Raw genomic sequence first — 23699 nt, 5'->3', positions numbered from 1 at the left:
GGCAGGCTCAGTACGGGGCGTCCGGGCCGGCCTCCCCGTCGCTCTGCAGCAGGCGGTCCGCCTCGCCGAGCTTGCGGTAGACCGTATTGCGCGAGATGCCGAGCGCCTTGGCGGCCGCCGAGATATTGCCGTGATGCGCCTTGACGGCTGCCACGATCGTCAGCGCCTCGACATCGGCGAGCCGCGTCGGCCGCAGCGGCTGCGACGGCGAGCCCGCCGGCGCGAAGTTGGGCATCCCGCCGGGCGGCGCGGCCGACACCGCAGCCGACGCCCCCGGGCCCGCTTCGTTGCGTTCGCGCCAGTCGTCAAGGAAGTCGTCGGGCAGGTGCGACACGTCGATCTCGTCCTCTCCCTCCGCCATCAAGCGCGCCGTGTTCAGCAGGTTGGCCAGCTGGCGGATATTGCCCGGCCAGTGGTAGGACGCGAACATCCGCATGACCGGCTCCGCGATGCGCAGCGGCGGCGACGCCCCGCCATGCCGCGCCAGCACCTTGGCCGCGACCACGTCGAGGTCGCTGCGGTCGCGCAGCGCGGGCAGCCGCACCACCAGGCCATTGAGCCGGTAGTACAGGTCCTCGCGGAAGCGCCCGGCCGCGACTTCCTCGCGCAGATTGCGGTTCGTCGCGCAGATCAGCACGAAGTCCACCTCGATGACCTTGTTGCTGCCCAGCGGCGTCACCGAGCGTTCCTGCAGCGCCCGCAGCAGCCGCACCTGCAGATGCAGCGGCATGTCGCCGATCTCGTCGAGGAACAGCGTGCCGCCGTTGGCCAGCAGCATCTTGCCGATGCCGCCCTTCTTGCGCGCCCCGGTGAACGCGCCCTCCTCGTAGCCGAACAGCTCGGACTCGAACAGCGTCTCGGGAATCGAGGCGCAGTTGACCGCGACGAACGGGCCCTGCTGGCGCTGGCTCTCGGCGTGGATCGCACGCGCCAGTAGTTCCTTGCCGGTACCGGTCTCGCCGCAGATCATCACCGGGATATCGCGGCCGACGACCTTGCGCAGCTTGCCGATCACCGCCGCCATCTGCGGATCGCCGGTATCGAGCTCGTCCAGGCCGCCGGGCTGGGCGGCGTTCGGCAGCCGGCTGCGGCGCGGCACGGCCGTCTCGCGGGCCTCGGGCATCAGTCCGCCGGACGGGACCACCGTCGAGCGCGTGATCTCGACGCGGGCCCAGACCTTGACCCCGCTCGACAGCTGCAGCGGCATCACGCCACCGGGGGCGCTGCGCAGCGCGTCGAACAGCTGCCCCATCGACAGCCCGAACAGCGACGAAAACGTATGCGCGCGCAAGGCGCCGACCGACAGGCCGAGCTGGAACTGCCCGCTGCGATTGGCCGACAGGAAGCGCCCGCCGGGCGTGAACGAAGCCAGCCCTTCCGCAATGGTGCCGATGAACTCCTGGCGCGCATGAAAATGGACGCGCACCATGTCCTGGAACGCGTTTTCGAACAGATGGTTCTCGATCATCTGCGCGGACATGCGCACCAGCGCCATCGTGTGCTTGTGGAAGCCGCGATGGTCCCCCGTGACATCGAGCGCGCCGACCGTCTTGCCGTAGGGATCGAGGATCGGCGAGCACGAGCAGGTCAGGAAGTGATTGGCACGCAGGAAGTGTTCGTCGCCATGGACCAGCGTCGGCAGCCCCTCCGTCAGCGCGGTGCCGATCGCGTTCGTGCCCTTGCTCTCCTCGGACCACACCGCGCCGGGACGCAGCGCGACCTTGTCGGCCTTCTCCAGGAAGTCGTCGTCGCCCAGCGAATGCAGGATCAGTCCGGCCGTATCGGTCAGGATCACCATGCTGTGCGTGTTGACGATCTGGTCGTACAGCATCTCCATCACCGGCAGCGCGTGCGTGAACAGCGACTGGCTCTTCTCGATCTGGCTGCGCAGGTCGACCGGAGCGACGGGTCCGAAGTCCGGTGTCTCGTAGGGGCGCAAGCCGTAGGACTGCGATCGCTGGTGGGCCTGGGCGATGGTGTCGGCGTGCGTGCCGCCGTGCGGCTCCGGCTCGTGCGGGGTCATGGGATGTCTCCTGTTCGGCTGCCCGGCATCTTGGTGCCGGATCTTCGGCGATCGGGGCGCCCGCGCGGAGCGTTGCGCCCGGGCACTGTTGCATTGTGGAGCAAAATGCTTGCCAGGGTGTTGAATTCGAGGGCGCCCCGGCGGCCATGCTGCAACGCGGGCGACGCCGCCGCATGGCAATTCCCGCGGTTTCCGGGCCTGGCGCGAGTGGCACAGCTCTTGCGGACGATCGGGGCAAACGATCCCGACAACATCAGGAGACCACGATGGCGACTTTCCGCCCGACTTTCCGCCCGCTTTTCCGTCCCCTCCTCTGCGCCCTTGTCCTCGGCGCTGGCCTGACCGCCGCCGCGATCCCGGGTGCCGCGCACGCCCACGGCGACGTCACGCCCCAGGCGGTCGACACCAGCACGTTGCCGCAGCTTGGCAAGGAGTGGAAGCAGGAAAACCCTTACCGCACAGGCCCGGCTCACGACGAGGCGCTACGCATCGGCAGCTCCGCCTATAACCAGAACTGCGCGCGCTGCCACGGGCTCGACGCGATCTCCGGAGGCATTGCGCCGGACCTGCGCAGTCTCGATTCGGACTGTTCGGCGCTGGCCGACCCGAAGAAGAAGCAAGGCTGCTACAGCGAGATCGACCAGTACTTCGCCACCACCGTGCGCCGCGGCCGCACGCGCGACGGCCGCGTCTACATGCCGCCCTTCGACGAAACGCTGACGCAGGAAGCCGTGTGGGCGCTGAAGACCTATCTGGAGTCGCGCCGGCCGCAGTGAGCGCGGGCGGCGATGCCTGTCGCGCTTCGGCGCGGCTCGGTGCGCCGCGGTCGCTCCCCTTCTTTTCCGTTCGCCCCTTCAGGAGACAACGATGCCCCCGATGTCCCACGCGCCTTCGATGCGGGCAGCGCTCGCACCGAAGGCGACCCCGCGCCGCCGCGCCATCGCGTTGCTGTTGCTGTCGGCCGGACTCGCCTGGTCGGCCGGCGCCTGGGCCGATCTGGCCCGAATCCGAGAGAGTGGCCGACTGAAGGTCGCCGTCTACAAGGCCTTTGCCCCCTTCTCCGATGTCGTCGATGGCAAGCCGACCGGCGTCGATGTCGCGATCGCGGAAGCGCTGAGCCGCCAGCTGAATCTGTCGCTGACGCTGCTGCCCTTCGACGCGGACGAGAACATGGTGGACGACCTGCGCAACATGGTCTGGCGCGGCCACTATCTCGGCTATGGGCCGGCGGACGTGATGCTGCACGTGCCGGTCGATCGCGCCTTCATGCGGGAGAACGACAAGGCGACGATCTTCGCGCCGTACTATCGCGAGCAGTTCGTGCTGGTGCACGACACCGCGCGGCTGCCGCAGATCCGCGACCTCGGCGATCTGGCGGGCCTGCCGCTCGGCGCCGAAGCCGGATCGGCCGGTGCCAATGCCCTGCTGGCCGGCGCCGGCGGCGCGCTGCGAGACAAGGTCCGCATCTATCCGTCGCCGCGCGACAGCTTGCGGGCGCTGTTCGCCGGCGAGATCGCGGCCGCGATGGTCACGCGTTCGCAGTACGAGAGCGCGCTGAAGGACGAGGGTCGCGCCGCTTCGCAGTACGCGGCCGCGGAAGTCTCGTCGCCGCTGCTGCCGCCGCGCGGCTGGGCGGTCGGCATGGCGGTCAAGGCCGATAACAAGGAACTGGCCGACGCGGTACAGCGCGCGCTCGATGCGCTGCGCGGCAGCGGCGAACTGCAGCAGATCTTTACCGCGGCCGGACTGACGCCGGTGGCGCCGTGAGGTCGTGATGTCGTGATCCCCGATGCAGTGATGCGGTGATGCGGTGATGCCGCCGGGTCTCAGGCTTTCGAGGACCCCGCGGGCCTCGCGCGCGACTGGCGCGCTTTGCCGCGCGCGGCCTTGGCCGGACTCGCGGCGGGCGGCGTGCTCTTGCTGTCGGCGGCGCGGTCGGCGGCGCTGTCGGCGTTCATCCGCTCGAGCCGCGACAGCGTATCGACATACGACAGCAACTGCTGCAGATAGCCCGGCGACAGCTCGCGCATCGCCGACAGCGCGCGGTGGATCAGATGGTTGGAGTTCAGCGGTCCGGCGTTCTCGGGGACGCGTTCCAGCGATTGACGCCAGGCGCGATCGGCGCTCAGACGGGTCCATGTGCGGCGCACATAGTCGACCAGGGCCGGATCCGGTTGCGGCGGATGCCTCGGCGCGATCGCCGCGGCTGCCGGGCCCTCGCCTTGCGCGTCCGTATCGCCTCTGAGCTCGCACGCCAGCGCCGCCAGCGGTCCCGGCGTGCGCGCGCCTCGCTGTGGATTGTGCTCGGGCTCGCCGGACTTGCCGGCTGCTTGCTGAAGCGCGTCGTCATAGGCCTGAACGAGTGCGGCGAGCCTGTCCTGCAGGCGCCGCCGCGCCTCGCCGCCTTGGGCTTCCATCCGGCGTGCCAGTCCCTCCAGCAGGCGAAAGCGGACCGGATCGACGCGATCCGCCCCGCTGTCGCGCCATGCGTCGATGCGCGCGCGCATGTCGTCCGCATCCAGGCTAGCCACCGGACTTCCCTGTTCCCATCGACACGCGCGGAATCGGCGCGATCTCGACGCGGCGGTTGCGAGCGCGGCCCTGCGCGTCCTTGTTCGACGCGACCGGCTGCTGCGAGCCGAACGCGGCCGAGAACACCGACGCCGCCGGCACGCCCGCATCGATCAGCGCGCGGGTCACCGTCAGCGCGCGCTGGGCCGACAGCTCCCAGTTGTCGGCGAACTGGCGGTTGCCGTCGCGCACCTGCCGGTCGTCAGTGAAGCCGCTGACCATCAGGATCTCGTCCCGATTGCGCAGATAGGCCTTCAACGGCGCCGCCAGGCTCTTGAGCACGTCCTGTCCTTCGGGTTGCAGCTCGGCGGAATTCAGCGCGAACAGCACGTTGCCGCTGATGCCGATGCGTCCGTTCACCAGCGTCACGCGCCCTGCCGCCAGCGGCCCGGCCAGCGCCTTTTCCAGGCTCTCGCGGCGATGCATTTCCTGCTGGCGCTGCTTGACCTCGTTGTCCAGCCGCGAGGCGAGTTCGAGCTGGATGCCGATCACGCCCAGCAGAATCAGCACGAAGGCGCCGAGCACGACCGACATCAGGTCGCCGAAGACGGCCCAGGTCGGTACGGCCGGCTCGACGCCGGCGTCGATCTCCTCTCTCATGCCGCCTCTGCGTCGGGTGCGCGCCGGCCGGCGACATGCTGCAGGTCCTCCAGGATCTGCTTCTGCGAACGCATGCTGAGATCGACCACCTCGCGCGCCTGCGCCACGTAGTAAGCCAGCTGCTCGTCGCTGCGGGCCATCGACTTGTCGAGCGCGGCCTCGATGCGCTGCAGATGCGCGACCAGCTTGTCGTTCGATTCGCTGAACAGCTGCACCGCCACGCCGAATGCTTCGCCCAGGCTGGCCACCTCGGCCGCGCTGCCGGTGACCTGCGCCGCGACGTCGGTCAGCTTGCCGGTCTCGGCCTCCACCTTGTCGGTGAAGCGCGAGCCGATGCGTTCGAGCAGTTCCGCACTGGTGCCGACCAGCGTGTCGACCGCCTCGCGTTGCGCCGTCGAGGTCCGGCTGACCTGGTCGAGCAGCGTGGACAGGCTCTCCATCAGGCGCGTGCGTTCTTCCAGCATCGCGTTGTCGCGCGCCATTTCATCGGACAGCTTGCGCCGCAGTTCGGCAATGGCGTCGGCGGCCACGCGCGGCGCTTCGCCGGCCACCTGGGCCAGACGGGCGACCTCGGCGATGGTGGCACCGGCCTGCGCCTGCGTCTGCGCGGTGATCTCGTGCGCGGTGCGCTCCAGTGTCTCGCAGATCTGTTGCTGCCGGCTCGCGGTCTGCGCACCGGTCTGTTCCCATTGCTGGCGCAGTGCGGCGGCGATGCCATCCAGCGTCGCGCTCCAGTTGGCAAGGCGCTGCTCGTCGTGCGCCGCCAGTTGTGCGCGCAGGTCGGCCTGCGCCCGTGCCACCGTGGTCAGCAGCGTGCTCGCATTCTGTTCGAACGCGCCCGTGGCCGCCGCCAGCGCCTGCTGGTTCTCGGTCGCGATCGCGCCGATCGCGCGCTCATGGCTGGACAGCGTCGCGCTCCAGTTGGCGAGGCGCTGCTCGTCCTGCGCGGCCAGTTGCGCCCGCAGTTCGGTCTGTGCCTGCGCCACCGTGGCCAGCAGCGCGCTGGCGTTCTGTTCGAACGCGCCCGCGGCGGCCGCCAGCGCCTGCTGGTTCTCGGTCGCGATCGCACCGATCGCGCGCTCGTGGCTGGACAGCGTCGCGCTCCAGTTGGCGAGCCGCTGCTCGTCCTGCGCGGCCAGTTGCGCCCGTAGTTCGGCCTGGGCCTGCGCCACCGTGCCGAGCAGCGCGCTGGCGCTGCCCTCGAACGCGCTCGCGGCGGTGGCGAGCGCCTGCTGATTCTCGGCGGCGATCGCGCCGATGGTGCGCTCGTGGCCGGACAATGCCTCGTTCCAGCGGGCCGACGCAGCGGCTGCCGCGGTGTCCATGCGCTGAGCGACCTGCTCGAGCAGGCCGGCCGAGCGCTGCTCGAAGTTCGCGGCGAAGCCATCGAGCGTGCCGCGCAGGCCTTCGGCCAGCGCCGCGGTGGTGCGCCGGTGGTCCGCCAGCGCCTCGTTCCAGAGGCCGGCCGCCTGGGTCGTGGTGGCATCGAAACGGGATGCGAGACCTTCCAGTTGCTGCTGCATCGACTGCGTGACGGTGTCGCGCAGACCGGCCGCTTCGCGGGCCAGGCCCGTCATCGTGGCCTCCACCGCCGGCTGGATTGCCGCGCTGGCGGCCCGCGCGCTTTCCGCGACGCCGTCCTTCAGCGACTGCTCGACCGACGCGGCCAGGCGCGTGTAGACCGCCTCCGTCTTGCCATGGAACGCGTCCTGACTGGCGGCGAGCCGTTCGGTCAGCGCCTGGCTCTGCTGCTCCATCGCGGCCATCATCGCGTTCAGCCGGTCCACCAGCACCGGCATCGTCTCCGCCTGGCTCTGCATCAGCCGGAACGCCTCCTCGCGCTGGTGGGCCCGCGAATGGACGCGCAGCGTCGTCGCGATATGGGCGTCCAGCGCCTGCGCCGCGTCGATACGCTCGCGCCGGCATAGCGCCGACAGCAGCCCCAGCATGGCCGAGGTCGCCACGCCCGCCACCGAAGTACCGAAGGCAAAGCCAAGGCCCTTGACCGGCGCCGCCAGCGAGGCGCGGATCGCCTGCAGATCGGTTGCGGTTTCCAGCGCAAGGCCGGTGCCCTTCAGCGTGGCGACCATGCCCAGAAAGGTGCCAAGCATGCCGAGCAGCACCAGCAGCCCGACGAAATACGAGGTCAGCGCGGGACCGGGCAAGGCCACGCGTTCGCCTTCGACACGCAGCCGAACGGCCTGGCGCAGGCCCGGATCGATGCGGTCGAGCCAGGCGCCCAGGCTGGCCGGCGTCTCCGACAGGCCGTTGACCGCCTGCGTCAGGCTCGCCGTCGCGCGGCGATAGCGTTGCAGCTCGAAGGCGCCACCGACATAGAAGCCGCCGATCAGCAGCGTCACGGCGAACGCCAGCGCATTCGAGCCCGCGTAGCCGGCACCGATCCAGCAGACGGCCAGCAGGCCGGCGAGGAACACAACAAGTTGAATAGGGAATCGGGTCATGATGTTCTGATTAGCTGCCGGATCGATTCGCGCCAAGCGCCGCGACCAAGCCCTCCACGGGTTGGAAACGCAGGTCCAGTTCGGCCAGCAGCAGGTCTTCCATGTCTCGGCGGAACACTCGGCGCCACGCGCCCGGCGTGATCGTCACCGCCACGCCAGCGGGCTCGGCCCTTTCGGCGGCATTGGCGGCATTGGCGGCATTGTGGGTATCGGGCGCTTGCGCGGCTTCGGCGGCTTCGGTTGCATCGGCGGCCGCAATCTGGGCCAGCGCGCGATCCTCGGCCTGCCGCAAGCGCTGATAGCGCGCCTCCAGCACGGCCGGCAGGTTCGCCAGCAAGGCTTGCTCGCGCGCGCCCATCACGCGTTCCATCACCGCATCGAGCATGGCAAGCCTGCCTTGGCCTGACCGGCGGGCCAGGGCCGCACGCAGGCGGCCGCGCAGATCGCCGATGGCGGTCTCCATCCGCTGCTGCAACGTCAGATAGCGTTGACGGTAGATCGCGAAGTCGGCTGACGCATCGAGCGCCTCCGCCGGCAACGGCCGGACCGGACTGCGCCGCCCCCGGGCCGAAGCGCGGTCGTCGCGGATCGCGTCGACCAGCATCGCCCGCACCCGCTCGCAGTCGGCCGCTTCGTCGCTGGCGACGCGCGCGGCGGCCGCCGGCGCGGCCGGCGGGTTGCCATTGAGCGCCGACGAGAGGGCAATCGCATCGGTCCAGCCCAGCCATTGGCTCAGCTGGCCGGACAGCGACGGCGCCGGTTCGGGGGCCTGGGCTTCGGTCAGGTGCGCAAGCAGCCGGATCAGCGTCTGTCCGCCGGGGCCTGCGCTCGGGGGCACTTGCAACATAGCGCCTGAGTGAAAAACCCCGCAGTTTACACTGCCGGGGCCCCGTTCCGGCCGCTGTGCGGGCGAGCGTGCCCCAGCCCTCGTCCCGCGCTCATCCAGGAGCCGGTTTGCGGTCCGCCTGGCGCAGCGCGGCGCGGAAATGATCGACAGCCAAATTGGCGTGCCCGTGCAGGCTCGCGACCACGATGGTGGCCATCGTGCGGGACGGGTCCTGCAGGGGCACGAAGGCGAGCGACTCGCTGCGCAGGCGCGCCAGCGAGCGCGGCACGATGGCGGCCCCGACGCCAATCTCGACCAGCGTCAGCACCGTCGGTATCACGCTGTCCTGCACGAAGCGCGGCGACTTGCCCGCGTCGGCGAACATGGCCTGCAGCATGCCGCGGAAGTATGGCGACGCCTGTTGCGAATAGCCGATCAACGGCAACGTCGCCGCCTGGTCGACGCTGACGCGGCGGCGGCCGGCCCAACGATGGTCCCGCCGCAGCGCCAGCATCATCGGTTCGCGAAAGACCTCGAAGCGGTCGAACTCCGGATCCATCGACATCGGCCGCATCACCGCGACATCGATCGTCCGCGCGCGCAGCATCGCCTCCATCGTCACCGAATTCATCTCGCGCAGGTCGAGCGTGACTTCCGGATGCGCGACGCGGTAGCGGTACAACGCGTCCGCCACGGGCGAGTACGCGGCGGTCGGCGCGATGCCCACCACCAGCGAGCCGCCCTCGCCTTCGGCGGCCTGCCGCACCGCGCGCAGCATCACGCGTGTCTGTCCCGCGATGGTGCGGGCGTGCTGGTACATGACCTCGCCGGCCGGCGTCAGCCGCACCGATCGCGTGGTACGGACGAACAGCGGCGCGCCGACCATGGCCTCGAGCCGCTTGATCTGCTGGCTGAACGGCGGCTGGCTCATGAACAGGCGCGCGGCGGCACGGCCGAAGTGCAATTCCTCGGCCGCCGCGCAAAAGCACGCCAGCAATCGGTCGTCGAGAAACATTATGTCGGTATTGGTCATAATGTCGCATTGATTTTGAATTGGACGGTACACACTAGTGTAACTAGCATGGGGGCATCTTTCGGTGCCCCATCGTGAATCGCTATCCCGTCCCCTCCGTTTCTTCCTTCCCCACCCTGGTCAGGGCCGACGATCTGACGAACTGGGTGCGCCGCGTGGCCGATCAGGATCGAGCCCTGCATGCGTGGGTTCGGCTTGCCGGCGAGGCCGCGCTTCGCGACGCCGGTTCGCTGTCCGGCCCGCTGCAAGGGATGCCTTTCGGCGTCAAGGACGTGCTCGACGTTGCCGGCATGCCGACGCGGTGCGGCTCGCCCGCCAGTCCGGACGACCCAGCGCCGGCCGACGCCGATTGCGTGGCGCGGTTGCGCGCGGCAGGCGCCGTGCCGATCGGCAAGACCGTGACGGCGGAGTTCGCCCATGTGACACCTGGGCCCACGCGCAATCCCGCCAATGCGGACCACACCCCCGGCGGCTCGTCGAGCGGATCGGCGGCGGCAGTCGCGGCCGGCATGGTCCCTTTCGCGCTCGGTACGCAGACCGGAGGCTCGATGATCCGGCCGGCAGCGTTCTGCGGCGTGGTGGGTTTCAAACCGACTTATTCCGTGCTGTCGCGCCGCGGCATGCGCGTGATGTGCCCCTCGTTGGACGTGATCGGCTGGCATGCCGACACGGTGGACACCGCGGCGCGCGTTGGGGCCGTGCTGCTGCCAGGCGCCGATGTCGATCGCCGCGCCGCATTGCGCATCGGATTCCTGCCCGAGCCGCCCGGATATCGGCTCGAGCCGGCAGCCGCGAACGTCCTCGACCACGCGCGTCGCGACCTGCTGGAACGAGGCCATGCAATAGCCACCGTTGCACCGCCGGCGTCCTCGGCGCGGCTGCTGGAGGCGCATGGCGTGCTGGTGGCCTATGAAATGGCGCGCAGCCTGGCGGCCATCGCGACCGCCGCCGATGCGCTGCTGAGCCCGGCGCTGCACGACACGATCCGCCGTGGCCTGTCGTTGTCCGATGCCGATCATGCGCAGGCGCGGCGCCTGCAGGAGTCCGCGCGCAACAGCTGGGAACACAGCTTCGGCGACATCGACCTGGTACTGACCAGCAGCGCACTGGGTCCGGCGCCGGCCGGCCTGTCGCATACCGGCAATTCCGGCTTCAACAAGGCTTGGTCGGTGCTGGGCTGGCCCTGCCTGCATTTGCCCGTAACGGTCGACGCCGCCGGACTGCCGATCGGCGTGCTGCTGGTGGCTCGGCCTGGCGCCGACCGGCAACTGCTGGCCTGGGCCGGCCGCCTGCATGCGGCAATCGACCGGCGCCGCGGCGTGTTGCCTGCGAGCCGGACCGCTTACTCTTTCCTATCTTGACGGAGACATCCACCATGAACCTCGCCATCCGCAAAGTCGCCGGCCGTGCCGCGCTGCTGGCAGCTGCGGCGCTGACCGCTGCGGCGCCTGTCGCCCAGGCCGCCTACCCGGAGCGCCCCATCGCCATCACCGTGCCGACCGCACCGGGCGGCACGGTCGATATCGTCGCCCGCATCATGGCGGAGCAGCTCGGCGGCACGCTGGGTCAGCCCGTCGTGGTCAACAACAAGGCGGGTGCCGGTGGCGTAGTGGGTACGCAAGCCGCCAGGCGGGAAGCGGCGGACGGCTACAACCTGCTGTTCACCGCCAACAGCAATCAGCTGATCGTGCCGTGGGTCTACAAGAAGCCCGGCTTCGATCCGATCAAGGACTTCGTGCCGATCGCGGCGGTCGGGATCGTGCCCAACGTGCTGTGCGTGCATCCGTCGTTTCCCGCCAAGGACCTGAAGGGCTTCCTCGCCGAGGTGAGGGCGAATCCCGACAAGTACCGCTATGCCTCCGCCGGCAGCGGCACGCTGAATCATCTGCTGGGCGAGATGATGAACGAGAAAGGCGGCCTCAAGATGCAGCACATCCCGTACAAGGGTGTCGCCCCGGCGATGACGGATGTGCTGGGCAACCAGGTGCCGATGCTGTTTGCCAGCCTGCCGTCCGCGGTGGAAGCGGTAAAGGCCGGCAAGCTGCGCGCCATCGGCGTCAGCAGCGCGACGCGCGCCCCGCTGCTGCCCGACGTGCCGGCAATCGCCGAACAGATTCCCGGGTTCAGCGGCGACCTGTGGGTTGCCTTCTACGCGCCGCGCGGAACGCCGCAGCCCGTGGTCGACCGGCTGCATGACGCGATCAAGACCGCGCTCGCATCGCCGGCGCTGCAGCAGCGCTTCCAGCAGTTGGGCGTGACCGTGCTGCGCGACGGCCCCGAGCAGCTCGCGGCGCGGCAGCAGAAGGAATTCGCGCAATGGAAGCAGATCGTCGAGCGGTCCGGCGCTGCGGTGGACTGAGCGCGGGGAGCGGGCGTCGGACGTGCAGGCGGGCTACGGCTGTGGCTGCGATTTGAGCTGTTCGTTGGCCAGTTCCAGCACGCGCAGCGCTTCGTCGAAGACACCGGTATCTGCCGGATCTGCGGGCCCTTGCGCTCGTACGCCGTCCCGGTCGGCCGCGACCCCGCGTATCAGCGAGTCGAGCAAGCCGGGCTGCTGCTGTTCCGCGCGCTGCAGCAGCATGTGCAGCAGGTAAACGCAGGCGTCGATGCGGTGCCCTTCGGCGTGTTGGGGAACTTGGGCGCTCATCGTCATCCTCCCTGGTCGGTATCACCGGAATGTTGGCCTGGGAAAGGCACTGTCCGGCTCGCGGGCATTCTACCGTGGCCCAGCGGGCCGCCGGAGGCATGGCGGTGTGCGATGGAGGCGCCGTTTCTTCGTTCCTCGGCGCAAATCGGAAGCGCGCTGCGGCAGCGCTCGCGACAATCGCGCGGTTCGCGTCGCGAACATCAACTTGACCGCGGTGGCGGCGGATCAGCAAGCCAGCCGGCACGCCACGGTCTTCCGCCCAACGCCTACCCCCTTCTTCCATCATGTACACCACCTCCACGGGCGCTGCCGCGCCCCAGCAATCCATTTCCGAGCCATTACCGCTTCAGTCCGACGTCGATCTCGCCGCAGCAGGCGAACTGCCCGTACCGCCCCTACTGGCCCTTGGTGCCGACGACGCGCGGGTCGCGCTCGAATCGCGCGATGACAGTCCTGTACTGAGCACGGTATTCGAGGCGCTCGAGCACAGTGGGCAGCCGCATCCCGGCGCTCATCTCCGCGAACTGCTCGGCGCGCTGCTACAGAACCGCGGTGCCCGCCTGAGCAATTGCCTGGTGCGCGATGTCGAGCAGTTCGCCGGGCTGGCCAATCAGGGGCGCGGCGCCGCGCCGTGGGAAACGCCGAGGGCGTATCTGGCCAGGCTCCTCGCCGATGCAGGGAGTCCGCAGGCGGCCGCGGCGCTGACCGGCACGATGGCCGCGTGCTCGCAGCTGCAGGAGCAAGCCGCGCGCCTCGCGCTGCGTCCGGGCGCTTCCCCTTCGTCGATCTCCGCCATCGAATCAGGGCTGCCCGCCATGCCGGCGGATCTGCAGGCTGCATGGCTGGCCGAATGGCTGGCGTGGCCGCAGCCGCCCGCCGGTGTCCAGGACAAGGCAATGGCGCTGATCCACAGCGGTCAATTGAGCGATGCGGCGCGGACCAACCTGCTGGCCAAGGTTACCGTGCGCAATCTGATGAGTCCGCCGGCGAGTTCGCCGGCGGCGCTGCATCCGCTTTGACGGCCGACCGCTAGCGCCCGGCGGGCTGCGCCGGCACTGCCGCCCTCGCCTTCTGCCGCAGCTCCTCGGCGCCGCCGACCTGGCGGAACAGCGGTCCGCCGGGCGCGAAGCTGTCGGCAATCTTCAGCGGACCGATGACCACCGGCTCGAAGCCGGCGGCGCGCACCAGTTCCGAAGCGGTGTCCAGCGCGGCCCGATCGTCGCCGGCGATCGGGATCGCGATCCGCGGTTCCTGGTGGTGCCGGGTCGCGAAATCGCTGGCGCTGGTGAAATTGAAGGCGCGCACGATGCGCGCGCCGGACAGGTACTTCGCCGTAGTGAGGCCGATCCCGTTGGCCAGGGCGTCCTCGCCGGCGGCGCCATCGCGATGGCGATAGGCGTTGGTGGCGTCGAGCACCACCTTGCCGGCCATTCCGCGGCCATGCTCCTTGCCGATCTCGGGCAGCGCACCGTAGGGCACGGCGATGAACAGCACGTCGCCGAAAGCGACCGCCTCGGCCACGGTGCCGGCCCGGGCAAGCGGTCCAAGCCCGTCGACCAGCGGCTTCAGCTGTTCCGGATGCCGCGACGAGAACAGGACCGGATAGCCGGCCTTGACCCACAGCGCCCCGACCGTGCCGCCGATGCGGCCACTGCCGATCACGCCGATCTGCATCGGCTTGCTGCCCGAGGGCCTGGGCACCGACTGCTGTGGCGATGGCGATGGCGATGGCAATTGGGCCGACGCCAGTCCGGGCCATGCGGCAGGCAGCAGCATCGCGCCACCACCGATGGCCAGCAGCCGTCGCCGGCGCGGATTGGGCCGCTGCCGCGGCGGCAATGGATGCGAAGGCGGCAACAGGCGCGAGGGCCGGCGCAATAACGGGCGATCCATGGCGATGTCCTCCGAACGGCGAACGGCGAACGGCAAGCGGCGGCAGGCGGCGCCGCGCGAACGCTGCGCTGGCCGCGGCCAATGTCGCCACTCTAGGCCAAAATACGGCCGCGCTCCATGTCGCACTACAATGGCCGCGGCGTGGAATGCCTGTCCCAGGCCACCGCATCCCGCCGCCTGATTTCGCACAGCGGCCCCTGCACCGCCGATCGTTTTCCCCGCATGGATCCCAGCCTCGACGTCAGCCTCGACCGATCGTCATCGGAACCCCTGAGCGCGCAGATCGCCAGCAATCTGCGTGTAGCAATCCACGAGGGGCGGCTGGCGCCCGGTGCGCGGCTGCCATCGTGGCGCGACCTCGCAGCCCGGCTTGGTGTGGGCCGCGGCACCGTGCGTAGCGCCTATGATCGGCTGCTCGACGAGCGGTTGATCGTCACGGCGGGAGCAGCCGGTACCCGCGTCGCCGCGCAGCCGGAGCGCCCCGAACCCGCCGCCGAGCCGATTCCGGCGTTCAACGCACCGCTGAGCGGCATCCTCCACGACTTCTCTGCGCCGCCGCTGCCGTTCGAAATGGGCGTGCCGGCGCAGGACGCGTTTCCCGCCAAACTGTGGTCCCGGCTGCGGGCACGGGCGCTGCGCACCGGCGCGATGTCCCCGGTTACTTATCCCGATCCGCGTGGCGCGGCGATGCTGCGGGCGCAACTGGCCGGCTATCTGGCGATCGCGCGCGGCATCCATTGCGCGCCGGATCAGATCGTGCTGACGGCCGGCTATCGCGGCGGACTGGGCCTGACGCTGGCGGTACTGCAACTGGCCGGCCGCGCCGCATGGATGGAAGAGCCGGGCTATATGGTCACGCGGACCGGCCTGCAACTGGCGGGGCTGCGCCCGGTGCCGATACCGGTGGACGCGCACGGACTCGACGTCGAACGCGGCCTTGCGCTGGCCCCGGAGGCGGTGCTCGCCGTGGTCACGCCCGGGCAGCAGGCGCCGATGGGCGTGGCGATGTCGCCGGCACGGCGTCAGGCGCTGCTGCGCTGGGCCGCCCGCACGCAGGCGTGGATCGTCGAGGACGACTATCTGAGCGAACTGCAGCTACAGGGCCGCGCCGCACCGGCGTTGGCGGCCGCCGATCGGCACGGCCGTGTGATCCATATCGGCACGTTCAGCAAGACGATGAGCCCTGCGTTGGGACTGGGCTTCGTGGTGGCGCCACTGCCGCTGGCCGAACGCTTCGCCGAGGTGGCCGGCTGCCTGGCTCCCGCGCCGAACCTGGCGACACAACTCGCGTTTGCCGAGTTCATGGCCCAGGGCCACTATCTGCGCCATCTGCGGCATATGAAGGCACTGTATGCGCAGCGGCGCGACGCGCTGCGCGCGCGCCTGGGGCCGCAGGCGGACGTCGATGCGATGGCCGGGCTGGCGGTTCACCTTCGGCTGCCACCCGGCAGCGACGATCGCGCGATCGCGGCCGAAGCGGTGCGCCGCGGCATCGCACCCTCCGCGGTATCGCGCTGGTATGCCGATCCGCAGCAGGACCCGCGGCAGCGCGGCTTGCTGCTCGGCGTCACCAATCTGAGCGACGCGCGGCTGGGACCGGCTTGCGACACGTTGATGGCATTGCTGGCGGAGATGCGCTGACCCTTGCCGGGGCGCTATCGTGTGCCGAGCCGCGATGGAGCCTGCATTCGATGGTGCCTGCACTTGCTCGGATCTTGGTACTGTTCCGGCCCACCCCGCCACCCCTACCATCCCCACGTATCGATCCAGGCGGATCTCCGCCGTTTTCAATCGTGGGGTGTCATGAGCAAGCAAGTCGTTATCGTCGGGGCCGGTTTTGCCGGCATGTATGCGGCGCTGGCCGCCGCCAGACTGCGCGATCGCCACGGCGTGGCGCCGGACGCGATCGAGATCGTCGTGGTGGCACCCGAAGCAGCCATCACGCTGCGGCCACGTCTCTATGAACGCGCGCCGGCCACCATGGCGGCGCCGCTCGATGCGCTGTTCGACACCGTCGGCGTACGCTTCGTCGCGGGCTGGGTCGAAGCCGTCGACGCCGCGGCCGGCCGCATCGTGCTGCGCGACGGCGAGGGCCGGCACAGCGAGATCGGCTACGACCGGATGGTGCTTGCCGCGGGCAGCCGTTTGGCGATGCCGGCGCTGCCGGGCCTGGACCGCTTCGCGTTCAGCGTCGATCAGCGCGAAGACGCGATCGCGCTCGATCGGCATCTGCATGCGCTGGCCGAGCGGCCGTGGTCGGTCGCGCGCAATACGGTCGTGGTGGCCGGCGGCGGTTTCACCGGCATCGAGACCGCCGCCGAAATGCCGGCGCGCCTGCGCGTCGCGCTCGGCGAAGACCGCGACGTGCAGGCGATCGTGGTCGAGCAGGCGGACGCGATCGGCCCCGATCTGGGGCCGGGGCCGCGGCCTGTCATCGAACAGGCACTGGACTCACTCGGTGTGCAACGGCGCCTGGGCGTCGCGGTGACGGCGGTCGATGCGAAGGGCATCACGCTCAGCGATGGCAAGCGCATCGATGCCGCCACCGTCATCTGGACCGGCGGTGTCCGCGCAACGCCCTTGACGCAGCAGATCCCGGGCGAACGCGATCGCGCCGGACGGCTGCTGGTCGACGGCGATCTGCGGGTGCCTGGCGCGCCAAGCGTGTTCGCGGCTGGCGATGCGGCCAGCGCGCAGACCGACGAGGCCGGCCACCGCACGCTGATGTCCTGCCAGCATGCGATGCCGCTGGGGCGCGTCGCCGGCAACAACGCGATGGCCGATCTGCTCGGCGTGCCGGCGACGCCGTATGCGCAGCCCCGCTATGTCACGTGCCTGGACCTCGGCCCGTGGGGCGCGGTGCTGACCGAGGGCTGGCAGCGCGAGGTCCGGCTGTCCGGTGCGGCAGCGAAGGCGCTGAAGCGGCAGATCAACCAGCAGTGGATCTATCCGCCGCTGGCGCATCGCGGCACGGCCTTTGCCGTGGCCGAGCCCGGATATCACCCGACGGCGGCTTGATGACCATTGCGGCTTCGTCGTGGCGGCCGGTGGATCATCGGATTGGCCGCTCCGCCAGGTTCAGCAGGCATCCCGCGACGCAGCCCATCAGCACATTGCCCAGCCCGAACACCGCGGCGGCGGCGGCCCAGTCATGGGTGGCGGCGAAGGTGGCACCGCTCGCCCCTGCTACCAGGCCGAACGCGACACCGGCAACCGCCCCGGCTGCCACCTTCGGGTAATCGGACCAGAAGCGGCTACAGAGGCCTTGCTGGCGGGCATCGGCGTCGACACGAATGCGGGATTCTTGCAGCAGCCCGTAACCATCCTCCCAGGTGCGATTGACATCGAGCGCCGCCATGTCGATTGCGAGATGGGTCGGAAGCAACGGGGTACGGTTTGTTTGCATGATCGGACTCCTGTCATCTGGTGATTCGGAAATGGTGGGAGGCGCGGGGCGCCGATCGCCGACCGACTACACGGAACGGCGATGCGCGGATCGTAGGTGTCGCACTGATACCGGCGAAGTGGTCCGTCCTGCATGCCGCCCAATTACGTACAAGGCAAACGCAAAAGCACAAGTACGCGGTTCCTTCGCGCCGGCGTTGGGCAGCCGAACGGTTAGCGTCCGCAACGCGTCGGGCCGCAGCGAACTCGCGTCGCCGTGCGGTCCACCGCCGTCTACGATGAACTGGCAGGCCAAACAAGCGGCGAGCGCCCTGCTCCGCAGCCTGCCAGGAGACTCACCATGACCACACCGAACACCGACAAGCTGTTCACGGGCCCGATTCCCGAGCTGTACGAGCAATACCTGGTACCGATGATCTTTCAGCCCTATGCCGACGACATCGCTGGCCGTGTCGGCGCGCGGCGCCCTGCCCGCGTGCTCGAGATCGCCGCCGGCACCGGGGCTGTCACGCGCGCGATGGCGAAGGTGCTGCCCGACGAAGCGCAGCTCGTCGTCACCGACCTGAATGCGCCGATGCTGGCGCGTGCGGAGGCGATCGGCCTCAGCGGCCGCGTGGCCGAATGGCGCCAGGCCGATGCGATGCAATTGCCGTTCGACGACGGCAGCTTCGATCTGGTGGTGTGCCAGTTCGGCGTGATGTTCTTCCCGGACAAGGCAAGGGCCTTCGCCGAGGCGCGCCGGGTACTGCAGCCCGGCGGCACCTTGCTGTTCAACGTCTGGGATCGCATCGAGGAGAACGAGTTTGCTCACGCGGTGTCGCGCGCGCTGGCCGAATGCTTTCCGGACTCCCCGCCCGACTTCATGGCCCGCACCCCGCATGGTTACCACCAGCGGGACAGGATCGAAGGCGACCTGCGCGCCGGCGGTTTCGCCACGGCGCCCGATTTCGACACGGTAGCCAGGCGCAGCCATGCGGATTCGGCGCGCGTGCCGGCGGTCGGCTTCTGCCAGGCCACGCCGATGCGCGCCGAGCTCGAGGCGCGCGGCGGCGATGCGATGCAGCGCGCCACCGACTATTGCGAGGCCGCGCTGCGCAGCCAGTTCGGCGAGGGACCGATCGAGGGCCGGATATCGGCGCATGTGGTTGCTGTGACCGCCTGACGATGTGCGTGGCATGACGGAGCGGCGCGATCGCTGGTGTATGCTTGCCACGGCGCCTGTCGTGCCGCGCTCGCGCATCACTCTGCTCCATCACCTGCTTCATCACCTGCTCCGTTACCCACACCGCATGAAAGACCCGAGGCCGAGCGCATCCGTCCCGCCCCGACGCATCACCATCCACGACGTGGCCCGGGAGGCCGGCGTATCGCTGACGACGGTATCGCATGCGCTGAACGATCGCGGCGTCGTCGATCCGGCCACGCGGGCGCGGGTCAAGCAGATTGCCCAGCAGCTCGGTTATCGGCCCAGTGTCCGCGCGCAGCGGCTGCGTTCGGGACGCGCCAACAGCATCGCGCTGGTGTCGTCGATGCCGTTCGCGGTGGCGGGCGGCACCTCGCGGCTGGGCTTCATGATGGAAGTGGCGGCAATCGCCGCCGAAGCGGCGCTGGGCCGCGGCATCGGCGTGGTGCTGGTGCCGCCGCTGGAGGGTGCGGGCGGCCTGCTGGACAGCCTGGACATCGATGGCGCCATCGTGATCGAGCCGGTCGCCAGCGACGCGCATATCGCGCTGCTGCGCCAGCGCGGCGTCAGCATCGTGTCGATCGGCCGGGAGCCCGGCACCGACGATCCGGTCCCCTTCGTCGATCTGCAATCGGAATACACCGCGCGGCTGCTGCTCGAGCATCTGCACGCGCAGGGCCGGCGCCGCATCGGCCTGCTGATCGGCGCCACGCCGCGCCAATCCTATGTCGAGACCGAGCGCGCCTATCGCGCCTTCGTCGCCGAGGCCGGCCTGCCCTGCCATATCGTCACCGCACAGGAGAGCGAAGGCGAAGCGGGCGGCGCGGCCGCTTGCGCGGCGCTGCTGCGCGAGCAGCCGGACATCGATGCGCTGTGCGCGCCGGTCGATGCGTTCGCGGTCGGCGCGATCGCGCATGCGCAAGCGCTCGGCAGGCGCGTGCCCCAGGACCTGATGGTGGTGACCCGCTACGACGGCATTCGCGCGCGCAGCCATCAGCCGCCGATCACGGCGGTCAATCTGCATCTGGAACGGGTCGCGTCGCAGGCCGTCGAACTGCTGTTCGAACATGTCTCGGGCCGGCACGAACGCGCTTCCGTCGCGGCGCCGCTGCCCGAGCTGGTGCCGCGCGAGTCGTCGGCTGCGTCGGCGACATCCACTCCCCCCGCGACGTCGGCGACATCGGCGGCCTAGGCGGCGTCAGCCGCGCACCAGCACCACCAGTCCCGATACCAGCGCGAACACCAGCACGCCGATACGCAGCATGCGCTGGTTGATGCGCCGGTGCACCAGATGGCTGGCCAGCATGCCGGCGCCGAGCACCGGCAGCATGCCGAGCGCGTAGTGCCACTGCGGCGCGCCGAGGCGCTCGCTTACCGCCAGTACGATCAGCGAGATGACCTCGCCCACCAGGAAGCACAGCGCAACGGTGGCGCGCAGCGTGGCCACCGGCGCGTGCTGGTAGGCCAGCGCGAGCGGCGGCCCGCCGACGCCGGTGGCGGTCTCTGTCACGCCGGTGATCAGGCCGGTCGAGGCGAACGTCATCCTGCCCGGCGTGAAAGCCGGTGCGATCAGCGACACCAGCGCGGCCAGGATGGTGCTGCCGCCGACCAGCGCATTGAGCCAGGCCATCGGCACCGCCACCAGCACCCACAGGCCACCGAAGGTACCGGCGAGCCGCCCGGCGCTGATCCAGCCGGCGCCGCGCAGATCGATCGCATGCCGCTCGCGCCAGGCCACATAGGCGTTCAGCGGCAGCATCGCGATCAGCAGCGAACCGGGCAACATCGCGGGCGCGGCCAGCGCCAGCACCGGCACCACGATCAGCGCAAAGCCCATGCCGGTGGTGCCCTGGATCAGCGCGCCGGCGAACACGGCGAGCCAGACGCTCAGCATCGTCGTATCGAGCATCATGCCTGCGCCCCGCCCTTTGCGGTCCGCAGCCAAGCCGCGCAGGCGGCGCGATGGACGTCCGCCGGATCGTGCAGCTTGGTGATCGGCGCGTTGGCGATGGTCTGCTCGGCCATCTGGCGGATCTCCGCCATCAGCGCACGCGCGTCCCAGTCCAGCGGCCAGCCGTCCCACAGGCGCAGCCGCCCGTCGACGAAGACGCCGCGGATCTGGTCGCGATTGGCCAGCCGCACCAGTTCCCAGCTCAGGTCCCACGACGGCGTCAGCTCCGGCACATCGCAGTCGACCAGCAGGAAGTCCGCCTGCTTGCCGGCCGCGATCTCGCCGGTGACCTTGCCCAGGCCCGCCGCATCGGCGCCATCGTGCGTCGCCATGTCGAGCCAGCGCCAGCCCGCGCCGCAGGACGAATCGCCGACGCCGATGCCGAAGGCAAAGCGCTGCGCGGCCTCGGCATAGTCGAGCAGTCGGAAGCCGTCGCTGCGGGTGCCGTCGGTGCCCAGGCCCAGGCGTACGCCGAAGGTCGCCATGGTTTCCGCAGGGGCCACCGCATTGCCCTTCCAGGCGCTGGCGACGGGGTTGTAGGCGACCGCCGCGCCCCGCTCGGCCAGCAGGCGGATTTCGTGCGGGGTCACCAGCGTCGCGTGCGCCAGCAGCGCGGCGGGGCCCAGTGCGCCGACCGCTTCCAGATGTTCGATCGGCCGCTGGCGGCGCGCATTGAGCGAGCGCTCCACGGCGACCAGGTGTTCGTTGGCGTGCGTCTGGAAGACGCGGCCCGCTTCCTCGCACAGCCGATAGACGTCATGCAGCATCGCATCGCTGGCCACCTCGGGAATCGAGATCGCCAGCGACGGCACCACCAGCGGGTGATCGTCGTACATCGCCAGATGGCGCTCGGCCCGGCGCACGATGGGCGCGGCGTCGAGGGTCTGGCCGCCGGGGCGATCGTTGCAGATCAGGCCCAGCACGCAGCGCAAGCCGGCCTCGCCGACGGCCTGCGCGATCGCCTCCAGCCCGGCATCGGCACGGGTACCGGCATCGCACACCGTGGTGAAGCCGCCGCGCAGCGCCTCGAGTGCGGCGAGCTTCGACGACAGGTACAGATGCGTCTCGGTCAGGCTGCCCTCCAGCGGTACCCACACGCGCCGGAAGATCTCCGACGGCTCGCCGAACACCAGTGACTTGCCGAACGATTGCGTCAGATGATGATGGGTGTCGATCATCCCGGGCATCAGCAGCATGCGTGGCAGCGCCAGCGTCGGCAGATGCGGGAACTGCGCGGCGATCTGCGCGGCCGGGCCGACCGCGGCGAAGCGGCCATGCTGCACCACGATCGCATGGTCACGCACGATGCCGTCGCGCAGCAGGGTCCATTCGGGGCGCAGGATCTGCGGGCGGTCGAAGGACGCGGGGCGCAGTGCGGCGTGCTCGGGATTGGAATTGGGATCGGGCAAAGCGGAAGGAAAAGGCGACATACGTTCTACGGGTTGCGGCGCATGCATGCAGCGGCATGCGCCTGGGTGAATCGCTCCCTCTCCCGCTTGCGGGAGAGGGTTGGGGAGAGGGAAACCGGCGGTGGTCCAACCAGCCGCGTCAGCCATGACGAGCGCCCTTTCCCTCTCCCCCGCCCCCTCTCCCGCACGCGGGAGAGGGGAGAAAACCTGGTGGGCCCTTCTCTCCCCGCAATCGGCAGAGGGAGCACCGACGGGGCGATCAAGCGCGAACTCAATGCGCGACCGGCACCTTGCCCACACCGCGCCGCAGGCCGGTATGGAAGAACAGGAAGTTCATCAGCGCCGCGGTAATCGCGCCCATCGCCACGCCGTTGCCGACCAGGATGCGGATGTTGGCCGGCACGCTGGCATAGATGCCCGGCACCAGGATCGGCAGCAGCCCGACCGCGAGCGCCACCGCGACGATGTACATGTTGGCGTGGTCGCGCAGGTCCACCTTGCGCAGCATGTCGATGCCCATGGTGCCGACGATGCAGAACACGATCAGCCCGGTGCCGCCGACCACGGCCTCGGGAATCGCGGCGATCAGCGACGACACCGGCGCCAGCAGGCCGAACACCACCAGGATGCCGCCCGAGACCGCGGTGACGAAGCGCGAGCGCACGCCAGTCGCCCGCACGATGCCGATGTTCTCGCCGCTGGTGATGATCAGCGAGGTCCCGAACAGCCCGCCCAGCAGCGAGGTCAAGGCGTCGCCGCGAATCGTGCGGGGCACGTCGCGCTGCTCGTCGATCGGCTTGCCGACCGCATCGCCGATCGCAATGGTCTGGCCGGTGGCCTCGACCATCGACACGATCGAGAACACCATCAGCGGAATCGCCGCGATCAGGTCGAATTTCGGCATGCCGAATGGCAAGGCCGACGGCAGCGCCAGCACGGGCCACAGCGACAGGTGCTCGCCATGGAAGGCGCCGATTCCCACCGCCACCAGCGCCCCGCCGAGCAGCCCCAGCAGGATCGCCAGCTGCCCCAGCATGCCGGTCAGCACGCGCGAGAACAGCACGGTGAAGGCGATCGTCGCGAATGCCAGCAGCAGGTTGACCGGCGCGCCGAAGCCGGGCGTGCCCGGCTGGCCGGCGATCAGCTTGCCCGATACCTGCGCCAGGTTGATCGCCACCAGCAGCAGCATCGTGCCGACCACCGCCGCCGGGAAATAGCGCAGGCAACGGCGAAACACCGGCAGCACGAGGAAATAGAACACGCCGGTCAGGATCACCGCGCCGGCGGCGGTCTGCACATCGGTCTGCTGCGCGATCAGGATGAACAGCACGATCGGCGCCCCGCCCGGCAGCATGATGAAGGGCAGCCGCGCGCCGATGCCCTTGGGGCCGAACGACTGCAGCAAGGTGCCGAGGCCGCAGATCACGAAGGTCGCGCTGAGCAGCTGCATCGCCAGCGCGGGCGGGAAATTGAGCGCCTTGCTCATCAGGAATACCGAGGCGATCGGCGAGGCGGCCATCACCAGCACATGCTGCATGCCGAAGGCGAACAGCCGCCGCCATGGCAATACCTCGTCGACAGCCGCGATTGCGGGTTGGGACATGGGGGTCTCCTCCTTGGATGACAGCGGCGTCTATTGGTGAATGCGTCGGTGGCGCGATCGGTGGCCGCGCCCGTGCGTCTGGGCGTCTATGCG

Annotated in this window: 21 protein-coding genes; 9 read left to right on the top strand and 12 right to left on the bottom strand. The window is 69.8% G+C overall.

What is annotated here, in order from left to right; all coding sequences use genetic code 11:
* Window positions 1-7: 7 nt before the first annotated feature.
* The gene (locus M1D55_RS17175) at window positions 8-2023 is read right to left on the bottom strand and encodes a sigma-54-dependent Fis family transcriptional regulator (protein WP_456281375.1); all 2016 of its coding nucleotides are present in this window, start codon (window positions 2021-2023) and stop codon (window positions 8-10) included.
* Window positions 2024-2289: 266 nt separating this feature from the next.
* Here M1D55_RS17175 and pedF point away from each other — a divergent pair, with 266 nt between their 5' ends.
* Entirely contained in the window at window positions 2290-2799 is a 510-nt protein-coding gene (gene pedF, locus M1D55_RS17170; protein WP_006576851.1) for a cytochrome c-550 PedF, read from the top strand.
* Window positions 2800-2899: 100 nt separating this feature from the next.
* The gene (locus tag M1D55_RS17165; protein WP_456282727.1) at window positions 2900-3790 is read left to right on the top strand and encodes a substrate-binding periplasmic protein; all 891 of its coding nucleotides are present in this window, start codon (window positions 2900-2902) and stop codon (window positions 3788-3790) included.
* Between the two features lie 59 nt (window positions 3791-3849).
* Here the strand turns inward: M1D55_RS17165 and M1D55_RS17160 are convergent, their stop codons facing one another.
* The 5 genes from M1D55_RS17160 to M1D55_RS17140 all read right to left on the bottom strand — a co-directional run bounded on the left by M1D55_RS17160 (window position 3850) and on the right by M1D55_RS17140 (window position 9515).
* Window positions 3850-4554 (bottom strand): DUF2894 domain-containing protein, encoded by a 705-nt coding sequence (locus tag M1D55_RS17160; RefSeq protein WP_456281374.1) that lies wholly within the window; start codon window positions 4552-4554, stop codon window positions 3850-3852.
* Entirely contained in the window at window positions 4547-5194 is a 648-nt protein-coding gene (locus tag M1D55_RS17155) for an OmpA family protein (protein WP_006578208.1), read from the bottom strand. The genes M1D55_RS17160 and M1D55_RS17155 overlap by 8 nt, the downstream gene beginning before the upstream one ends.
* Window positions 5191-7656: a DUF802 domain-containing protein gene (locus M1D55_RS17150; protein WP_456281373.1), complete on the bottom strand. Its 2466-nt coding sequence runs from the start codon at window positions 7654-7656 to the stop codon at window positions 5191-5193. The genes M1D55_RS17155 and M1D55_RS17150 overlap by 4 nt, the downstream gene beginning before the upstream one ends.
* Window positions 7657-7666: 10 nt before the next feature.
* Window positions 7667-8503, bottom strand: a complete 837-nt coding sequence (locus M1D55_RS17145; protein WP_456281372.1) for a DUF3348 domain-containing protein — start codon at window positions 8501-8503, stop codon at window positions 7667-7669.
* A gap of 91 nt (window positions 8504-8594) precedes the next feature.
* On the bottom strand, window positions 8595-9515 hold the full coding sequence (locus M1D55_RS17140) for a LysR family transcriptional regulator (protein ID WP_456281371.1): 921 nt from the start codon (window positions 9513-9515) through the stop codon (window positions 8595-8597).
* Window positions 9516-9589: 74 nt separating this feature from the next.
* On the opposite strand from M1D55_RS17140, the gene M1D55_RS17135 reads away from it, so the two are divergent.
* Both M1D55_RS17135 and M1D55_RS17130 read left to right on the top strand, forming a co-directional pair.
* Window positions 9590-10876: an amidase gene (locus M1D55_RS17135; protein ID WP_456281370.1), complete on the top strand. Its 1287-nt coding sequence runs from the start codon at window positions 9590-9592 to the stop codon at window positions 10874-10876.
* Between the two features lie 14 nt (window positions 10877-10890).
* Window positions 10891-11874, top strand: a complete 984-nt coding sequence (locus tag M1D55_RS17130) for a Bug family tripartite tricarboxylate transporter substrate binding protein (RefSeq protein ID WP_456281369.1) — start codon at window positions 10891-10893, stop codon at window positions 11872-11874.
* A 33-nt stretch (window positions 11875-11907) separates the two neighbouring features.
* On the opposite strand, the gene M1D55_RS17125 is transcribed toward M1D55_RS17130, so the two are convergent.
* Entirely contained in the window at window positions 11908-12162 is a 255-nt protein-coding gene (locus M1D55_RS17125) for a hypothetical protein (RefSeq protein WP_006577351.1), read from the bottom strand.
* A gap of 284 nt (window positions 12163-12446) precedes the next feature.
* Here M1D55_RS17125 and M1D55_RS17120 point away from each other — a divergent pair, with 284 nt between their 5' ends.
* A complete protein-coding gene (locus tag M1D55_RS17120; protein ID WP_456282687.1) occupies window positions 12447-13181 on the top strand; it encodes a hypothetical protein in 735 nt (244 codons plus the stop codon).
* Between the two features lie 10 nt (window positions 13182-13191).
* On the opposite strand, the gene M1D55_RS17115 is transcribed toward M1D55_RS17120, so the two are convergent.
* Complete coding sequence (locus tag M1D55_RS17115) at window positions 13192-13938, bottom strand: NADPH-dependent F420 reductase (protein ID WP_456282726.1); 747 nt, start codon at window positions 13936-13938, stop codon at window positions 13192-13194.
* A gap of 234 nt (window positions 13939-14172) precedes the next feature.
* Between M1D55_RS17115 and pdxR the strand changes: the two genes are divergently transcribed.
* Window positions 14173-15696 carry a MocR-like pyridoxine biosynthesis transcription factor PdxR gene (gene pdxR / locus M1D55_RS17110; RefSeq protein WP_456282686.1) on the top strand — a complete coding sequence of 508 codons (1524 nt, stop codon included), beginning with the start codon at window positions 14173-14175 and terminating at the stop codon, window positions 15694-15696.
* Between the two features lie 162 nt (window positions 15697-15858).
* Window positions 15859-17073, top strand: a complete 1215-nt coding sequence (locus M1D55_RS17105; RefSeq protein WP_456282685.1) for an NAD(P)/FAD-dependent oxidoreductase — start codon at window positions 15859-15861, stop codon at window positions 17071-17073.
* A gap of 34 nt (window positions 17074-17107) precedes the next feature.
* On the opposite strand, the gene M1D55_RS17100 is transcribed toward M1D55_RS17105, so the two are convergent.
* A complete protein-coding gene (locus tag M1D55_RS17100) occupies window positions 17108-17461 on the bottom strand; it encodes a hypothetical protein (RefSeq protein ID WP_064573545.1) in 354 nt (117 codons plus the stop codon).
* 339 nt (window positions 17462-17800) lie between these two features.
* Here M1D55_RS17100 and M1D55_RS17095 point away from each other — a divergent pair, with 339 nt between their 5' ends.
* A complete protein-coding gene (locus M1D55_RS17095; protein ID WP_006577676.1) occupies window positions 17801-18622 on the top strand; it encodes a class I SAM-dependent methyltransferase in 822 nt (273 codons plus the stop codon).
* A 127-nt stretch (window positions 18623-18749) separates the two neighbouring features.
* Window positions 18750-19835, top strand: a complete 1086-nt coding sequence (locus M1D55_RS17090) for a LacI family DNA-binding transcriptional regulator (protein WP_456282684.1) — start codon at window positions 18750-18752, stop codon at window positions 19833-19835.
* Window positions 19836-19841: 6 nt separating this feature from the next.
* Here M1D55_RS17090 and M1D55_RS17085 read toward each other — a convergent pair whose 3' ends face one another.
* The 3 genes from M1D55_RS17085 to M1D55_RS17075 all read right to left on the bottom strand — a co-directional run bounded on the left by M1D55_RS17085 (window position 19842) and on the right by M1D55_RS17075 (window position 23606).
* A complete protein-coding gene (locus tag M1D55_RS17085) occupies window positions 19842-20552 on the bottom strand; it encodes a sulfite exporter TauE/SafE family protein (RefSeq protein WP_006578529.1) in 711 nt (236 codons plus the stop codon).
* A complete protein-coding gene (locus M1D55_RS17080; protein ID WP_456282683.1) occupies window positions 20552-22024 on the bottom strand; it encodes an amidohydrolase family protein in 1473 nt (490 codons plus the stop codon). Before M1D55_RS17080 ends, M1D55_RS17085 begins: the two co-directional genes overlap by 1 nt.
* A gap of 250 nt (window positions 22025-22274) precedes the next feature.
* Entirely contained in the window at window positions 22275-23606 is a 1332-nt protein-coding gene (locus M1D55_RS17075; RefSeq protein WP_006579457.1) for a uracil-xanthine permease family protein, read from the bottom strand.
* Between the last annotated feature and the right edge of the window lie 93 nt (window positions 23607-23699).

The sequence above is a fragment of the Cupriavidus sp. JZ107 genome, assembly GCF_053903255.1.
This window is presented reverse-complemented; position numbering and strand designations above follow the sequence as displayed.

What these genes read in the sequence shown, in the direction of transcription:
- M1D55_RS17175 (WP_456281375.1), bottom strand. Translation starts at nt 2,023, where the DNA reads ATGACCCCGCACGAGCCGGAGCCGCACGGCGGCACGCACGCCGACACC.
- pedF (WP_006576851.1), top strand. Translation starts at nt 2,290, where the DNA reads ATGGCGACTTTCCGCCCGACTTTCCGCCCGCTTTTCCGTCCCCTCCTC.
- M1D55_RS17165 (WP_456282727.1), top strand. Translation starts at nt 2,900, where the DNA reads ATGTCCCACGCGCCTTCGATGCGGGCAGCGCTCGCACCGAAGGCGACC.
- M1D55_RS17155 (WP_006578208.1), bottom strand. Translation starts at nt 5,194, where the DNA reads ATGAGAGAGGAGATCGACGCCGGCGTCGAGCCGGCCGTACCGACCTGG.
- M1D55_RS17150 (WP_456281373.1), bottom strand. Translation starts at nt 7,656, where the DNA reads ATGACCCGATTCCCTATTCAACTTGTTGTGTTCCTCGCCGGCCTGCTG.
- M1D55_RS17145 (WP_456281372.1), bottom strand. Translation starts at nt 8,503, where the DNA reads ATGTTGCAAGTGCCCCCGAGCGCAGGCCCCGGCGGACAGACGCTGATC.
- M1D55_RS17140 (WP_456281371.1), bottom strand. Translation starts at nt 9,515, where the DNA reads ATGACCAATACCGACATAATGTTTCTCGACGACCGATTGCTGGCGTGC.
- M1D55_RS17130 (WP_456281369.1), top strand. Translation starts at nt 10,891, where the DNA reads ATGAACCTCGCCATCCGCAAAGTCGCCGGCCGTGCCGCGCTGCTGGCA.
- M1D55_RS17125 (WP_006577351.1), bottom strand. Translation starts at nt 12,162, where the DNA reads ATGAGCGCCCAAGTTCCCCAACACGCCGAAGGGCACCGCATCGACGCC.
- M1D55_RS17120 (WP_456282687.1), top strand. Translation starts at nt 12,447, where the DNA reads ATGTACACCACCTCCACGGGCGCTGCCGCGCCCCAGCAATCCATTTCC.
- M1D55_RS17115 (WP_456282726.1), bottom strand. Translation starts at nt 13,938, where the DNA reads ATGCTGCTGCCTGCCGCATGGCCCGGACTGGCGTCGGCCCAATTGCCA.
- pdxR (WP_456282686.1), top strand. Translation starts at nt 14,173, where the DNA reads ATGTCGCACTACAATGGCCGCGGCGTGGAATGCCTGTCCCAGGCCACC.
- M1D55_RS17105 (WP_456282685.1), top strand. Translation starts at nt 15,859, where the DNA reads ATGAGCAAGCAAGTCGTTATCGTCGGGGCCGGTTTTGCCGGCATGTAT.
- M1D55_RS17100 (WP_064573545.1), bottom strand. Translation starts at nt 17,461, where the DNA reads ATGCAAACAAACCGTACCCCGTTGCTTCCGACCCATCTCGCAATCGAC.
- M1D55_RS17095 (WP_006577676.1), top strand. Translation starts at nt 17,801, where the DNA reads ATGACCACACCGAACACCGACAAGCTGTTCACGGGCCCGATTCCCGAG.
- M1D55_RS17090 (WP_456282684.1), top strand. Translation starts at nt 18,750, where the DNA reads ATGAAAGACCCGAGGCCGAGCGCATCCGTCCCGCCCCGACGCATCACC.
- M1D55_RS17085 (WP_006578529.1), bottom strand. Translation starts at nt 20,552, where the DNA reads ATGCTCGATACGACGATGCTGAGCGTCTGGCTCGCCGTGTTCGCCGGC.
- M1D55_RS17080 (WP_456282683.1), bottom strand. Translation starts at nt 22,024, where the DNA reads ATGTCGCCTTTTCCTTCCGCTTTGCCCGATCCCAATTCCAATCCCGAG.
- M1D55_RS17075 (WP_006579457.1), bottom strand. Translation starts at nt 23,606, where the DNA reads ATGTCCCAACCCGCAATCGCGGCTGTCGACGAGGTATTGCCATGGCGG.